The 14,080-nt window shown below is 72.8% G+C and carries 13 protein-coding genes; 5 read left to right on the top strand and 8 right to left on the bottom strand.

The features are described from left to right. Nucleotides 1-57: 57 nt before the first annotated feature. Nucleotides 58-2,826 (top strand): helix-turn-helix transcriptional regulator, encoded by a 2,769-nt coding sequence (locus tag OG624_RS04390; RefSeq protein ID WP_033225820.1) that lies wholly within the window; start codon nucleotides 58-60, stop codon nucleotides 2,824-2,826. Between the two features lie 18 nt (nucleotides 2,827-2,844). Here OG624_RS04390 and OG624_RS04385 read toward each other — a convergent pair whose 3' ends face one another. The 3 genes from OG624_RS04385 to OG624_RS04375 form a co-directional block, all read right to left on the bottom strand. After that, nucleotides 2,845-3,759: a glycoside hydrolase family 19 protein gene (locus OG624_RS04385; RefSeq protein WP_371639101.1), complete on the bottom strand. Its 915-nt coding sequence runs from the start codon at nucleotides 3,757-3,759 to the stop codon at nucleotides 2,845-2,847. Between the two features lie 143 nt (nucleotides 3,760-3,902). Then, the gene (locus tag OG624_RS04380) at nucleotides 3,903-4,316 is read right to left on the bottom strand and encodes a rodlin (protein WP_266355187.1); all 414 of its coding nucleotides are present in this window, start codon (nucleotides 4,314-4,316) and stop codon (nucleotides 3,903-3,905) included. A gap of 167 nt (nucleotides 4,317-4,483) precedes the next feature. Further along, entirely contained in the window at nucleotides 4,484-4,675 is a 192-nt protein-coding gene (locus tag OG624_RS04375) for a DUF5302 domain-containing protein (RefSeq protein ID WP_030725782.1), read from the bottom strand. A gap of 208 nt (nucleotides 4,676-4,883) precedes the next feature. Here OG624_RS04375 and OG624_RS04370 point away from each other — a divergent pair, with 208 nt between their 5' ends. Continuing rightward, a complete protein-coding gene (locus OG624_RS04370; RefSeq protein WP_033225814.1) occupies nucleotides 4,884-6,245 on the top strand; it encodes an FAD-dependent oxidoreductase in 1,362 nt (453 codons plus the stop codon). Between the two features lie 85 nt (nucleotides 6,246-6,330). Here OG624_RS04370 and OG624_RS04365 read toward each other — a convergent pair whose 3' ends face one another. Beyond that, a complete protein-coding gene (locus OG624_RS04365; protein ID WP_033225813.1) occupies nucleotides 6,331-6,849 on the bottom strand; it encodes a mycothiol transferase in 519 nt (172 codons plus the stop codon). Between the two features lie 85 nt (nucleotides 6,850-6,934). Continuing rightward, on the bottom strand, nucleotides 6,935-8,488 hold the full coding sequence (locus tag OG624_RS04360; RefSeq protein WP_244290996.1) for an MFS transporter: 1,554 nt from the start codon (nucleotides 8,486-8,488) through the stop codon (nucleotides 6,935-6,937). 154 nt (nucleotides 8,489-8,642) lie between these two features. Here OG624_RS04360 and OG624_RS04355 point away from each other — a divergent pair, with 154 nt between their 5' ends. Next, complete coding sequence (locus OG624_RS04355) at nucleotides 8,643-9,080, top strand: MarR family winged helix-turn-helix transcriptional regulator (protein WP_033225812.1); 438 nt, start codon at nucleotides 8,643-8,645, stop codon at nucleotides 9,078-9,080. Between the two features lie 5 nt (nucleotides 9,081-9,085). Continuing rightward, on the top strand, nucleotides 9,086-9,694 hold the full coding sequence (locus OG624_RS04350; protein ID WP_161293013.1) for a HutD/Ves family protein: 609 nt from the start codon (nucleotides 9,086-9,088) through the stop codon (nucleotides 9,692-9,694). Here OG624_RS04350 and OG624_RS04345 read toward each other — a convergent pair. Continuing rightward, nucleotides 9,691-11,505 (bottom strand): galactose oxidase-like domain-containing protein, encoded by a 1,815-nt coding sequence (locus OG624_RS04345; protein WP_371639100.1) that lies wholly within the window; start codon nucleotides 11,503-11,505, stop codon nucleotides 9,691-9,693. The two genes, OG624_RS04350 and OG624_RS04345, sit on opposite strands and share 4 nt — an antisense overlap. Before the next feature lie 228 nt (nucleotides 11,506-11,733). On the opposite strand from OG624_RS04345, the gene OG624_RS04340 reads away from it, so the two are divergent. Next, complete coding sequence (locus OG624_RS04340; RefSeq protein WP_033225810.1) at nucleotides 11,734-12,396, top strand: DUF4360 domain-containing protein; 663 nt, start codon at nucleotides 11,734-11,736, stop codon at nucleotides 12,394-12,396. 108 nt (nucleotides 12,397-12,504) lie between these two features. Here OG624_RS04340 and OG624_RS04335 read toward each other — a convergent pair whose 3' ends face one another. Then, nucleotides 12,505-13,566, bottom strand: a complete 1,062-nt coding sequence (locus OG624_RS04335; protein WP_371639098.1) for a LacI family DNA-binding transcriptional regulator — start codon at nucleotides 13,564-13,566, stop codon at nucleotides 12,505-12,507. Between the two features lie 80 nt (nucleotides 13,567-13,646). After that, nucleotides 13,647-14,075 (bottom strand): MarR family winged helix-turn-helix transcriptional regulator, encoded by a 429-nt coding sequence (locus OG624_RS04330; protein ID WP_033225808.1) that lies wholly within the window; start codon nucleotides 14,073-14,075, stop codon nucleotides 13,647-13,649. Nucleotides 14,076-14,080: the final 5 nt, after the last annotated feature.

Raw genomic sequence — 14,080 nt, 5'->3', positions numbered from 1 at the left:
TGTCGCCTCTCACAGGAAGGGCACAGGAGCTGGGGATCGAGAGGCTGGTGGCTGTGCGTGGTGGCGGCGACGGGGCACGCTGACACAAGTGTCGGACACGGAGAACTGATCAAGGCGGTCGACCGCGCGTTGACCGCGCACGGCCGGGCGCTGTTGATCGGACCGGCCGGCGCGGGCAAGACCGAGGTCGTGCGCGCCCTCGTGGCCGCGGCCGAATCGCGCCGCGAGACCGTGCTGTGTCTCGCCCCTGAGGCCGCCGACCAATGGATACCCGAGGCGTCCGCCGCCGCCCTCCTCGCCTCCGTACCCGGCGCCGCCCTGGACCAGCTCTCCGGCCCCCAGCGCACCGCCATCGCCCTCCTGCGCCGCGAGGCCGACGCCCCCCGGGCCGGCCGCGACCACATCGCACTACGCCTCGCCGTGGTCGAGGTGCTGCGGGCGCTCGCCGACCGGCACCCCGTCCTCCTCGTCCTCGACAACGCCCAGTGGCTCGACGCCGAGAGCACCGACCTGCTCCGCTTCGCCCTGCGCCTCACCCCGCCCGGCGTACGGGTCCTGGTCGCCGAATGCGTCCAGGGCGGGGTCCCGGTGGGCGAACCCCTCTGCGGCCCCGGCGTCCCCGCCATCCGTGTCCCCCCGCTGGGCGCCGACGAGGTCGCCGAACTCCTCGTCCGCCACGGCCTCCCGGCCCGCCTCGCCGGCCGCATCCACCAGGCCAGCGGCGGCAACCCGCGCCTGGCCCTCGCCCTCGGCCACTCCCTCGCCGAAGCCGCCGAGGCCCGCGACTGCAGCGCCCACCACGCCGACGCCCTGCCCGTCTCCGGACAGGCCCGCGAGGTGGCCCGCCGGCTCCTGGCCGGAGCGCCCGTCCAGGCCCGCCGCACCCTGCTGCTCGCCGCCCTCGCCGCCCGCCCCACCATCTCCCTCCTGCGCCGGGCGGGCCGGCCCGACGCCGAGGCCGAGCTGGCCGAGGCGGAACGGGCCGCGCTGGTCAGGGTGGGGGAGGACGGCTCCGTCGAGTTCACCGCCGGCGCCCTGCCGACCGCGCTGGCCGCCGACGCGGGCTGGCCCGAACGCGCCGCCGGGCACGCCGCCCTGGCCGAGGCCGTCGACGATCCCGTCCAGGCCGTACGACACCGCGCGCTGGCCGTGGACACCCCCGACCAGTGGCTGGCCGAGGAGATCACCGAGGCCGCCGCGGCCTGCCGGCGCCGGGGCCAGCGCGCCCTCGCCGCCGAACTGGGCCTGCTCGCCGCCGAACGTACGCCGTCCTGGCTGGCCGGCGAGGAACTGGCCCGCCTGGTCGCGGCCGCCGAGGACGCCGGCTGGTCAGGCCGCGCCGACCTCGCCCGCCGCGCCACCGGAGCCGTCCTGGCGCGCGACGCCTCGCCCGCCGACCGGGTCCGGGCCCGGCTCGCCGTGATCGACGCCGCCGGGCAGGCCCTCGGCGCCCTCGACGAGACCATCGCCTATGCCATGGACGAGGCCGCGGGCGACCCCTCGCTGCAGGCCGCCGTCCAACTGCGGATCGCCTGGAAGCACAACCTCAGCGACGGCGACCCGGTCCGCTCCCGCGACGCCGCGGCCCGCGCCGGGGCGCTCGCCGCACTCGGCGGCGACCAGGTCGCCGAGGCCATGGCCCTGACCGTACGGGCCCGGATGGGCCGGATCCTGGGCGACCCCGGAGCCGAGGCGATCCTGGCCGAGGCCCTCGCCCTGCCCGCCCCCGAGGTACCGCTCGGCATGCGCAACGCGCCCCAGTACCTCGCCGTCCGGCACGCGCTCTTCGACGACGGCCTCGACGACGCCCGCCGCCAGCTCATGGTCCTGCTGCCCGCCGTCCAGCGCACCGGCTCCGCCGAGGACGTCTTCGAGGTCCTGCGCAGCCTCACCGAGGTCGAACTGCGCGGCGGCCGGTGCGAGGCCGCCTCCGCCCACGCCCGCCGGGCTCTGGAACTCACCATAGACGCGGGTCTCTCGCCCGGCCCCGCCTGGTACGTCGCCGCGATGGCGGAGGCCATGGGCGGCAGCTTCGCCCGGGCCGCCGGCTATGCCCGACGCGGCATCCAGGCCTCCCAGGAGGAGCAGGACCAGGTCTTCCTCTCCCGCAGCCTGCACGCGCTCGGCCTCGTCGAACTCGCCACGGGAGAGGCGGCGAAGGCCGTCGCCACCCTGCGGCGGGTCGCCGAACTGGAGGCCGCCCAGCAGGTGGTGGACCCCTCGATCCTGCGTTGGCACGGGGAGCTCGCCGAGGCGCTGATCGCCGCCGACGCCCCCGAGGAGGCGGCCCGGCTGCTGGCCTCCGTCCGCACGATCGCCGTCGGCCTCGGCCGGACCGGGGTCGTCGCGGCCCTCGACCGGGCCCGCGGCCTGTGCCTGTCGGCGCAGGGCGACGCGGACGCGGCCGTGCACCTGCTGGAGGCCACCGCCCAGCGCTTCGACGTGCTGCGGCTGCCGCTGGAACGCGGCCGTACGCTGCTCGCCCTCGCCCGGGTGGAGCGCCGCCGGCGCCGGCGGGCGCCGGCCCGCGCGGCGCTGCGGGCCGCGGCCGAGGTGTTCGACCGGGCCGGGGCCGCCCCCTGGACGGAGCTCGCCAGGGAACCGGCCCCCGGCGACGGCGCCGGTGCGCGGGTACCGGCGGCCGCGACCCTGACCGATGCCGAGACCCGGCTCGCGCTGCTGGTCAGCCAGGGCGCCAGCAACCAGGAGGCCGCGGCGAAGCTGTTCCTCAGCGTCAAGACGGTGGAGGCCCGACTGACCCGCATCTACCAGAAGCTCGACGTCCGCTCCCGGGCCCAGCTGGCCACCGCGCTGCGCACGCGGTGACCGCCACGGCACCGCGGCTCAGCAGCCGAGGTTGTTCCCGGGGGTCACCCCGAGCAGCTGCGTGAAGCTCTGGTACTTCGAGATGCGGCTCTGGACCTGGGCGGGGTTGCCGCCGTTGCACTCCAGGGAGCCGTTGATCGAGCGGATGGTCTCCCCGAAGCCCGCGCCGTTCACCATGGCGGCGTGGGCGGTCATGGTGCCCGGGCCGTTCTGGGTGTTCCAGTACCAGAGCGCCGTCTTCATGGCGACGGCCGGATCCTGCTCCACGAGGTACGGGTTGGCGAGCAGGTTGATGCCGAGGGCGTCACCGGCGGCCTTGTAGTTGAAGTTCCAACTGAGCTGGATGGGTCCGCGCCCGTAGTAGGCGGCCTGCCCGGCGGGACAGCCGTACGGCTGTCCCGCGTCGCAGTAGTGGGGGTAGTTGGCGGTGTTCTGCTCCACGATGTGCACGAGCCCGCCCGTCTCGTGGGAGACGTTCGCGAGGAAGGCCGCGGCCTCGCGCTTCTTGGTGGTGTCGTCACCGGTCTTGGCGAACCCGGGGTAGGCGGACAGCGCCGCGACCAGGCCGTTGTAGGTGTAGAAGGGGTTCCGGTTCGGGAACATCTGGTTGAACTGGGCCTCGGAGACCACGAATCCGGTGGGGTTGCCCGGGTCCGGGTCCGTGTTCCCGCCGCCGCAGGTGCCCTGGTCCGCCCAGACGCCCCACTGGCCGGTGGTGCCGGGGGTCTCGCCCTGGGTCCACCACTTCGCCTGCCAGTTGTGGCCGCCGTACGAGGCGCTCATGCCGCCCGTGTAGACGGCCGAGGAGGCCCAGGCGCCGGCGCAGGGGGTCGCGGCGACGGCGGAGGAGGAGGGGAGGGTGAGGGCGAGGCCGGCCGTGACGGCCGCGGCGGCGGTGAGTGCGAGGGCGCGGAGGCGAAGCGCACGTATCACGTAACTGCTCCTTCAGTGGGGGGACTTGCCGTGGGGGCAAGTGCCCACTGAAGCGAAAGTGGTCTGAACCTGTCAAGGTCTAGACCAAATGAAACGCGCCGGTGTCACGCGTGACGCGTGACACCGGCGCGGAATCGAGCCGATCAGCTGCCCTGGGAGAGGTTTCCGGAGAGGACCGGGATGTTGCTGGCGATGTGCGAGACGGCCTCGTCGCCCTTGGCCTGGGTGGAGTTCTCGGCGCACTGCTGGTTCTGCGGGTTGGCGAGCACGTTGACGTCCTGGACGCCGACGTTCGCGATGAGCGCGAGCACGGACTGGACGTTGACCTTGGCCGGCAGGCCGACGCAGAGCTTGTTCAGCGAGCCCTGGATGGCGCCGAGCTGCGGGCTCATCTTGCCCGCGGTCTCCTGGTTGCCGTAGATCTGGGCCGCGTTGTTGCCGTTCACGGTGTTGATGCCGTTGTCGTTGCCGATCGCCATCGCCGGGGAGGCGACCGCGGCACCCGCGCCGAGCACGGCGGCGGTGGCGGCTGCGGTGGCCATGAACTTCTTCAACATGTGGGGATCCTTCTGTCGCACTGTCGCATGTGATGGCTGCCCTCGGCGGGACGTGCTGATCAACTGTCGACAGTGCTCGGGGTTATCCCCACTCACCCGTGTGGCCCAATGCCGGATCGAGCCACCCCCGGCCGTGGCGGCGGGGGCGAGCTCCTCGGGTCCGAGGGTCAGCCGGTCTTGCGGCGGACCTTCTTGTTCTTGCCGCCGGGGCCGCTGCTGGCACCCTGGACCTTCGCCCGGCTCTGGTGGGCCTGCTGGGACTGGGCGTTCGCGGCGTTGCGTTCCAGGGCCTCGCGGAACTTGCGCTTGGCGGCGTCGGCCGGGGACTCGTCCTGCGGGGTGTCGGTTTCGTCAGCCATTTTGTCCTCCTGGGGTGATCAAGCGGTTTCAGTCTGTCAGGTGACGCCGGTGCTGACCAGCGAGTTCCCCGATGCCCCAAGCGTTGCTTGGGGAGGTCATAAGTTTTGATTATGGGGTCATAAAGAGACACCGGGTGCTGAGTTAGGTTTACCTTCGTTTAGGGTTCCCTTTGATCCACCTTGCCGTCGCTCGAAGGGAACCTCTGCCATGCCTCGCCCTCTGCGGGTAGCAATCGTCGGTGCCGGCCCGGCCGGTATCTACGCCGCCGACGCGCTGCTGAAGTCCGAGGCAGCCGTCGAGCCCGGTGTGTCCATCGACCTCTTCGAGCGGATGCCCGCGCCCTTCGGCCTGATCCGGTACGGCGTCGCCCCCGACCACCCCCGGATCAAGGGCATCATCACCGCCCTTCACCAGGTGCTCGACAAGCCGCAGGTCCGCCTCTTCGGCAACGTCGACTACCCGAACGACATCAGCCTCGACGAGCTGCAGTCCTTCTACGACGCCGTGATCTTCTCCACCGGCGCCACGGCCGACCGCGCGCTGACCATCCCGGGCGTCGACCTCGACGGCTCCTACGGCGCCGCCGACTTCGTCTCCTGGTACGACGGCCACCCGGACGTCCCGCGGACCTGGCCGCTGGAGGCCGAGAAGGTCGCCGTGCTCGGCGTCGGCAACGTCGCCCTCGACGTCGCGCGCATCCTCGCGAAGACGGCCGACGAGCTGCTGCCGACCGAGATCCCGGCGAACGTCTACGACGGCCTCAAGGCGAACAAGGCCCTGGAGGTGCACGTCTTCGGCCGGCGCGGTCCGGCGCAGGCCAAGTTCAGCCCCATGGAGCTCCGTGAGCTGGATCACTCGCCGAACATCGAGGTCATCGTCAACCCCGAGGACATCGACTACGACGAGGGCTCCATAGCCACCCGCCGCGCCAACAAGCAGGCCGACATGGTCGCCAAGACCCTGGAGAACTGGGCGATCCGAGACATCGGCGAGCGCCCGCACAAGCTGTTCCTGCACTTCTTCGAGTCGCCCGCCGAGATCCTCGGTGAGGACGGCAAGGTCGTCGGACTGCGCACCGAGCGCACCGAGCTCGACGGCACGGGCAACGTCAAGGGCACCGGCAACTTCACCGACTGGGACATCCAGTCCGTCTACCGGGCCGTCGGCTACCTCTCCGACGAGCTGCCCAAGCTCCCCTGGGACGTCGAGTCGGGCACGGTCCCGGACGAGGGCGGCCGCGTGATCGACGCCGGTGGCCACCTGCCGTCGACGTACGTCACCGGATGGATCCGGCGCGGTCCGGTCGGCCTGATCGGCCACACCAAGGGTGACGCGAACGAGACCGTCGCGAACCTGCTCGCCGACCACGCGGAGGGACGCCTGAGCGAGCCGGCCGCCCCGGCGCCGGAGGCCGTGGAGGCCTTCCTCGCCGAGCGCAGCGTCCGCTACACGACGTGGGAGGGCTGGCACCGCCTCGACGCGGCCGAGAAGGCCCTCGGCGAGCCCCAGGGCCGCGAGCGGGTGAAGATCGTCGAGCGTGAGGGCATGCTCGAAGCGAGCGGAGCGTAGCAAGGGGAGGGCCGGGACCCGTACGGGGTCCCGGCCCTCCGCGCGTTCGGCGGCGGGAGTCGCGGCCCCCGGGGCGAGGGCGTCCTCAGACGCCCCGTTCCCGCTCCAGCACACCCCGTACGAAAGCCGCCTGCCCGGCATGCTGGAGGTCGTCCCCGAGCACGCTGACCAGGCGTACCCCGAGGGTGACCGGCGGATCCCAGCGTTCGTCGACCACCCGGTCGAGATCGGCGGCGGCGAGCCCGTGGACGAACCGGGCGGTCCGCTCGTGCACCGCGTCGAAGTACCCCAGCAGCAGCTCGCCCGAGTCGACCCGGACGGTGTAGACGTCCCGCGGCGTGTGCCCGTACCCGGTCGCCCCGGCGGGCAGGGGGAGGGCGAACCGGTCCGACCAGCCCTCGGCGTCCCACACCTGATCGGTGCCGGCCGCGTCCGCGATGTGGTCGTCCTGGACCCGGGTCAGGTGCCAGACGAGCCAGGTGACCGAGTTCGCCGCCGGGTCCACGCGCGCGTTGAGCAGTTCCGCCGGGACCCCTTCCACGACCTCGTGCACGATCTCCCGGATGCGTCCGAAACCGTCGGCGATGACGTCCGTAGCCTTCATGGATCCACCATGCAAGGCCCGGGGGCCCGACCGCCGCGAACGACACGCGGAGGTCGGGCCGCCGGGCCGGCGGACGGGCGCTCGGTCAGTGGGTGGCGTCGGCCTTCTCGTCCTTCTCGGCGTTCTCGACCTTCGCGGCCGTGTCCGCCTGCTCGGTCGCCGCCGCCTGCTCGGCCGCCGCGGGGCGTCCGGCGGCCGCGGCCACGGTGCCGTGCCCGCCCCGCAGGCCGATCCAGCTGATCACCGCGACCAGCGCGAAGGCCACCGCCCCGATCCCGAAGGTGAGGGTGAAGCCGGACTCGGCGGGCAGCGGGGGGACCCCCGCCGGCAGGTGCTCCACGGTCTTGGAGGCCAGGATCGTGGTGACGACGGCGCTGCCGATCGCGCTGCCCGTGGAGCGGGAGATCGAGTTGATGCCGTTGGCGATGCCGCTCTGGTGGTGCGGGACGCTGGACATGATCACGGCGGGCATGGCGGCGTAGCCGAAGCTGACGGCCGCACCGACGACGAGTCCGGCACCGATCACCGAGAGGCTGTGCTGGTGGTCCAGGACCAGCCAGGCGAAGCCGGCCGCGCCGAGCGCGGCGGCCAGTGCCAGGGCCGTGCGCGGACCTCGGTGGCGCACGATCTGGCCGCCCACGGGCGAGGCGAGCAGCGAGACGATGGCGCCGGGCAGCAGGAACTGCACGGAGGCGCGCAGGATGGACGCGTCGAAGCCGTAGCCGGTGAGGGCCTCGGGCATCTGGACGAGGTACGAGACGCCGAGGAAGTTCGCGAACATCCCGAAGCCGACGAGGACACCGGCCAGGTTGGCCATGAGCACCGGGCGGTGGACGAACATCTTCATGTCGACGAGCGGCTCGCGCACCTTGCGCTCGACGAGCACCCAGACGGCGGCCATGACGGCGGCGCCGGCGAAGCTGCCCAGCGTGCGGGCGGAGCCCCAGCCCCACTCGTGGCCCTGGGAGATCGGCAGCAGGAGCAGCAGCAGCGCGATGCCGAGGGTCAGCGCGCCGAGGAAGTCGGTGCGGCCGCCGGTCTTGTGGCGGGTCGCCGGGACCAGGAACACGACCGCGAGCAGGGCGAGGAGCGCGAAGCCGGTCGCCATCCAGAAGGCGTTGCGGTAGTCCGCGCCGGAACCGGAGGTGAGCAGCCCGGTCGCGACGAGCGCGAGCCCGCTGCCGAACGCGAGCGTGCCGCTGACCAGGGCCATCGCGCCCGGCAGTTTCTGCGGCCGCACCTCTTCGCGCAGGACCGACAGGGCCAGCGGGAAGATCGCGGTGGCGGCTCCCTGGAGCACCCGGCCCAGGATCAGCAGCGGCAGCGAGGTGGCCAGCGCGGCGATGACGGAGCCGACGACCATGACGCCGAGCACGGCGACGAGGGTGGGCTTCTTGCCGTGCTGGTCGCCGAACCGGCCGAGCAGCGGGGTGAAGACGGCGGCCGACAGCAGGGTGGCGGTGGTCACCCAGCTCACGTTGGCCGTGGTCGTGCCGAGGTCTTCGCGGATGAGGCCGAGGATCGGGACCGGGAGGGTCTGCATCATCGACACGACCATGGCGGCCAGGCTCAGGGCGAAGACGATGACCGTCTCGTTCCGGGCCCCGGCGGCCGGGGTGGCGGGGGAGTGGGTGCTCATGACTGGGGTGAACCTTCTTCGTGTTTCGGAGCTGAAGAGCTTCGGAACGCAGATGTTTGACCTTCTCAAGTAACTCGACCGACGGTAGACGTCGATAGTTAAGGTGGTCAAGTAAACAATTGATAATGTGAAGCATCCTGAGTACCCTCCAGGTATGAGCGACACCGCCACGCAGACCCCCACCAAGCTCCAGCTGCTGGAGCTGCTCGCCGCGATCGGCACCGCCCAATGGCGCGAGTTCGCGGCAGCCGCGGCCCAGCACGGCCTGACCTCCACCCAGGCCAGGGTCCTCGCCCAGCTCGACGGCCCCGTGCCCATGCGCGGCCTCGCCACCCTGCTCGTGTGCGACGCCTCCAACGTGACCGGCATCGTCGACCGGCTGGAGGCCCGCGAGCTGGTACGCCGGGAGCCGGACCCGGCCGACCGCCGCGTCAAGAACGTCGTCGCGACGGACGCGGGCCGCGAGGTCATCCGCCGCGTGCGCGAGGAGATGCAGGCCATGCACGGCGCGCTGGACACCCTCGACGAGGCCGAGAGCGCGACGCTCTACGCCCTGCTGGGCCGCCTGCGCCCCTCGATGGAGAAGGCCTGAGCACGATGGGGGCGGCGAGCGGCGGGATCCGGATCCTTCGGGCGGCCGACCGGACCGCCACCGTCTGGAAGAACGGCGGGGGAGTCACCCGCGAGATCGCGGCCTGGCCCGAGGGCGCCGGCATGGACGACTTCGGCTGGCGTGTCAGCCTGGCCGAGGTCGGGGCCGACGGGCCCTTCTCGGCCTTCCCCGGCATCGCGCGCACCCTGACCCTCGCCGAGGGCGCGGGGATGGACCTCACGGTGGCGGGCGTGCGCCGGGTCGTGGACGAACGGTTCGCACCGCAGGACTTCCCCGGGGACGAGCCGACCGACTGCCTGCTCCTCGCCGGACCCGTCGTGAACTTCAACGTGATGTACCGCAGGGACGCGGTGGAGGCGCAGACCGCCGTCGTGCGGGGCACGCTCGCCCTCGCGGTCCCGCCGGGCGGCACCCTGCTGGTGGCCGCCCTGGAAGGACCGGCGGTCCTCGAACACCCCGGTGACCGCACGGACCTGCTCCCGTACGACGCGGCCCTGCTGACCGGCCCGCACGACTGCCGCGTCCGCACGACCGGCCGCGCGGCGGTCGTTCGCCTCGCCCCGGGCCCGGCCTCGGCACCGGACCCGCTCTAGCGGGTGCGGGTGCCCAGTTTGATCCACTTCGCGGTGCTGGGCACGCCCTGGGCATCCAGCAGGAAGAGCATGTAGTAGCCGGGCGGGGCGTCGGCCGCGCTCGGCGGCGTGCGGAGACCGATCGTGGAGCCGTGGACGCCGGTGATCCGCAGGTCCAGGTGGCGCTGGCTGGTGTTCACCGAGTGGGTGACGGTCGTCGGCGCCAGCAGCACCGCGCGCGTGACGGCCTTCGCCGTCGAGCTCGTGACCTGGAAGGCCGCGTCGTGGGCGAGGTCGCCCGCCGGGGCCCGGTCGAGCGCCGGCCGGGCGCCCCGGTGCAGGTAGGCGGGCTCGTAGAGCTCGATGCTGCCGTCCATCCCGTCCTTGATGTCGGGATCGTTGGCGATCTGCTGGAGCTCGTCGCCGGTGACCATCATCCGGCCGTCCGGCAGGACCAGGGCGTTGGAGTGGTATCCGCGGGGCAGCCGCTGGGCCGGACCCAGCTTCCAGTGGCCGCGGGCGTCGCGCAGTTCGATCTGTCGGTACTTCAGGTCGGCCTTCGGGTTGAAGGGGCCGTTGCCGTAGTCCCGGGTGTCCAGGGCGCCGTTCACCGTGATCAGGGTCCCGTCGGGCAGGATCAGGGTCCCGTCCTGGGTGCGGCCGAAGGCCCGCGGTTCCTCGATGGTCCAGCGGCCGCCGGACAGCCGGTACGTGAGCGGGTCGCGCGGGTCCCCGCCGAGCACCAGGACGGAGTCCGGGCCCCGGAGACCGGCGGGCAGCGGCACCGCGGAGCCGTAGCCCCGGAAGTCGGCGGGCCGCCGGGGCAGGTCCGTGCGGGTGTCCTCGACCGGGTCGAACAGCCACTGCTGGTCCGCGTCGCGGCCGAGTCCGTAGATCTTCCCGTCCCGCAGCGAGAAGAGGTGCGGATAGTCGTTCCGGAAGGGGGCCCGGGACCGGAGCCGCTCCGCGGGCACGTTCGCCGGGATGTCGTACGAACGCCAGGGCACGGGCCGCCCGAGCGCCGGGAAGCGCTCGACCACCGGGGTGGGGGTGCCCGTACCGCGCTCGGACTGGCCGGACATGATGATCTGCCGGCCGTCCGGCCCGGTCACCACCGAGGGGTACCAGCGCCCCACCGCCATGTCGCGGTTGCGGAACCACTTCTCGGTCCACGGGTCGAACACGAAGGACAGCTTGGCGCCGCTGCCGCCCTTCCCGCCCACGTTGCCGCCGAACACTCCCACCATTCCGTTGGGGAGGTAGGAATGACCGGCGCAGAAGAACGGCGCCGGGCGCGGGGCGTAGGCGCCGTCGGGCATCAGGACCACCGGGGGCGGCACGTTCGTGAAGGCCCTGGCCCCGGTCCCCCTGGTGGGGTCCCAGAGGTAGGCGCGGCCCGCGTTGGTCCGGCCGATCGTGTTGGTGGGCCCGGTCTCCTTGGTGGGATCGGCCTCCACGCGCTCGAAGGAGAAGAGCAGCACCTTGCCCGTCGGCAGCTGGGCCACGTGGACGCCGAAGTCGGGGGAGGGGAAGAACTCGGCGAAGCGGCCGAACCGGGCCGCGTCGAACTTCGCGTTGCCCTTGAGCTGGGACTCCCGCAGCGAGGCCAGGCTCGACGTGCGCTTCGTCTGCGGGTAGCCCTGATTGCCCTTGGCGGCCTCGCGCAGCCGCGCGTGCGCGCGGGCGTGTTCCTCGCCGAGCACCCCGGCCTCGTCGCCGGTGTGGTGGACCGCGGCGAAGGCCTGGACGGGGCCGGTCAGGGCGAGGGCCAGGGCGCCGGCGAGCGCCGACGCCGACAGGGCGGTGAAGCGTGGTCGTGGTGCGCGGGGCATGGAACTCCTCGCCGCGGGAGACTGCTGGTGGCCTGAAGGACCTCGCCGATCTTAGGAAGATTCGGAAGGAGCGGCCGGTGCGACGCGGTGCTCCGGGCCGGCTGGGGCCATTCAGCGGAGGGGTTTGGGTAGATTTATCGTTTCTGCGGTGATGGGCTACGGCCATCGAGGTGAGACCGCGTGCCCGTCGGCCGAGCGGGGCGGTCCCGGACCGCTATCCATGACGGTGTGATCAAGTCCCTCCGCACCGGATTCACCGCAGCCGCCGTGACCGCGGCCCTCGTCGCGCTCACCCCCGCCGCCGGGGCCTCGTCCTCGGCGCCCGCCGCCCCCTCCGACCAGGTGACCGTGGACGTCGCCTCCGTGAACGGATCGGGCTGCCGTCCAGGCAGTGCCGCCGTCGCCGTGTCGCCGGACAACTCGGCCTTCACCGTCACCTACAGCGAGTACCTGGCCCAGGCAGGCGGCGGTGTCTCCGCCGTCGAGGGCCGCAAGAACTGCCTCCTCTCCCTCGACGTCCACGTCCCCCAGGGCTACACCTACGCCGTGGCCAAGGTGGACTACCGCGGCTTCGGCAGCCTCGCGCCGGGCGCGGTCGGCACGCAGAAGGCCAGCTACTACTTCCAGGGCATGAGCCAGACCGCGTACCGCACCCACAAGTTCAACGGCGAACTCGTCGACAACTGGCAGGCGACCGACACCACGGGCATCGAGGCCCTGGTCTTCGCGCCCTGCGGCGAGCAGCGCAACTTCAACATCAACACCGAGCTGCGCGCGGAAGTGGGCACCTCGGACCCGTCGCACACCAGCTTCATGGCGCTCGACTCGACGGACGGCAGCATCAACAGCGTGTACCACTTCTCCTGGAAGCAGTGCCCGGTCCGGCGCTGATCCCGGGAGCATGCGCTCCCCGTTCGAGGGGGCCCACCGCCGGTGGGCCCCCTCGGTGTGTCCGGTGCAGGGTCCGGTACGGGTCCCACCGCGGGGCCCGGCGCCGGGTCAGGCCGAAGCGCGCCGTACCAGGGCCGTGGCGGTGATCACCGGATCGGGCGCGGTCCGCCCGTGCCGACCGCCGTCCGGGCCGCCGTTCAGGCTGCGCATCAGCAGCCGCGCCATCAGGCGGCCCATGCCCTCGATGTCCTGGCGTACGGTCGTCAGCGGCGGATCGGCGCTCTCCGCCACCGGTTCGGCGTCGTCGAAGCCGACCAGCGCCACGTCCCCGGGCACCGTGCGGCCGCTCTCCCGCAGCACGCGCAGCGCGCCGGTCGCCATCAGGTCGTTGCCGGCGAAGACGGCGTCGATCCCGGCGTCCCGGTCCAGCAGTTCCGCCATCGCGCGGGCCCCGCCCGCCGGGGTGAAGTCCCCCTCGGCGAACAGCTCCGGGCCGGCCGCCGCCAGTGCGTCCCGGTAGCCGCTCAGCCGGTCGGCCGCCGAGGTCTGGTCGAGCGGGCCGGCGATGTGCGCGATCCGCCTCCGCCCCTGCGCCAGCAGGTACCGCACCGCCTCCCGGGCGCCCCCGCGATTGTCGGCGTCGACGTAGACCACGCCCTCGTCCGTGCTCTCCCCGGTTCCGGTGGTCCAGCCGGGCCGGCCCCCGTACACGGTGGGCATGTTGATGCGGCGGGTGATGGCGGGCAGCGGGTCGTCGGTGTGCAGGGAGAAGGCGAGGGCGCCGTCGACGTGGCCGCCCGCCAGGTACCGCTCGATCCGGTCGTAGTCGCCGCGGTCCTCGACCAGCAGCAGGACGAGCTGGGTGTCGTGCGCGGTCAACTCCTTGGCGATGCCGCGGACCTGGCGCGAGAAGAAGGGGTCCGAGAAGATCCGGACCTCCGGCTCCGCGATGATCACCGCGACGGCCCCGGTGCGTCGGGTCACGAGGGTGCGGGCCGCGGGGTTGGGGACGTACCCGAGCTCGCGGATCGCCGTGCGCACCCGGTCCACCAGATGCGCGCGGACCCCGTCGCCGCCGTTGACCACGCGGGAAGCGGTGGCCCGGGACACCCCGGCGTGCTCGGCGACGGCCTCCAGGGTGGGGCGGCTGCCGGGACGCGGCTCGGTCACGGATGCTCCTCCACGGACGGTGGCCTCGACGGGCAGAAGGGTAACCGGTGATCGCCCCGGGTCGCTCCCCCGTAGGCCGGTTACGGCCGGGTCGCGGCCCGCTCCAGCAGGTCCCGAAGCACGCGCTGCTCCTCCGGGGCGAGGCCGGCCAGCGGGGAGTCGACCGCGAGGAGCGCGAGGAGACGTTCGCGGAGCGCGGCGCCCTCGGCGGTCAGGACGAGCTGCTTCGCGCGGCGGTCGGTGGGGTGCGGGTGACGCTCGATCAGGAGCTGCTTCTCCAGCTTGTCGACGACGAAGGTGGTGTTGGAGGGCTCGCAGCTCATGCGTTCGGCGAGCTCGCGCATGGTCATCGGCCCGCTCATCTCCCGCAACGCGGTCGCCTGGGACGCGGTCAGGCCCAGCGTGGCGGCGCGCTCGCGTACGTGCTCCGCGATGCGCTGGGCCAGCCCGTTCACCAGGCCGCACAGCTGTCGCTCGGCGATGGCCCGCAGCTCCGGGGGAGTCGTCATCCCAC

Source organism: Streptomyces virginiae, from assembly GCF_041432505.1.
GTDB classification, from domain to species: Bacteria; Actinomycetota; Actinomycetes; order Streptomycetales; family Streptomycetaceae; genus Streptomyces; species Streptomyces virginiae_A.
This window is presented reverse-complemented; position numbering and strand designations above follow the sequence as displayed.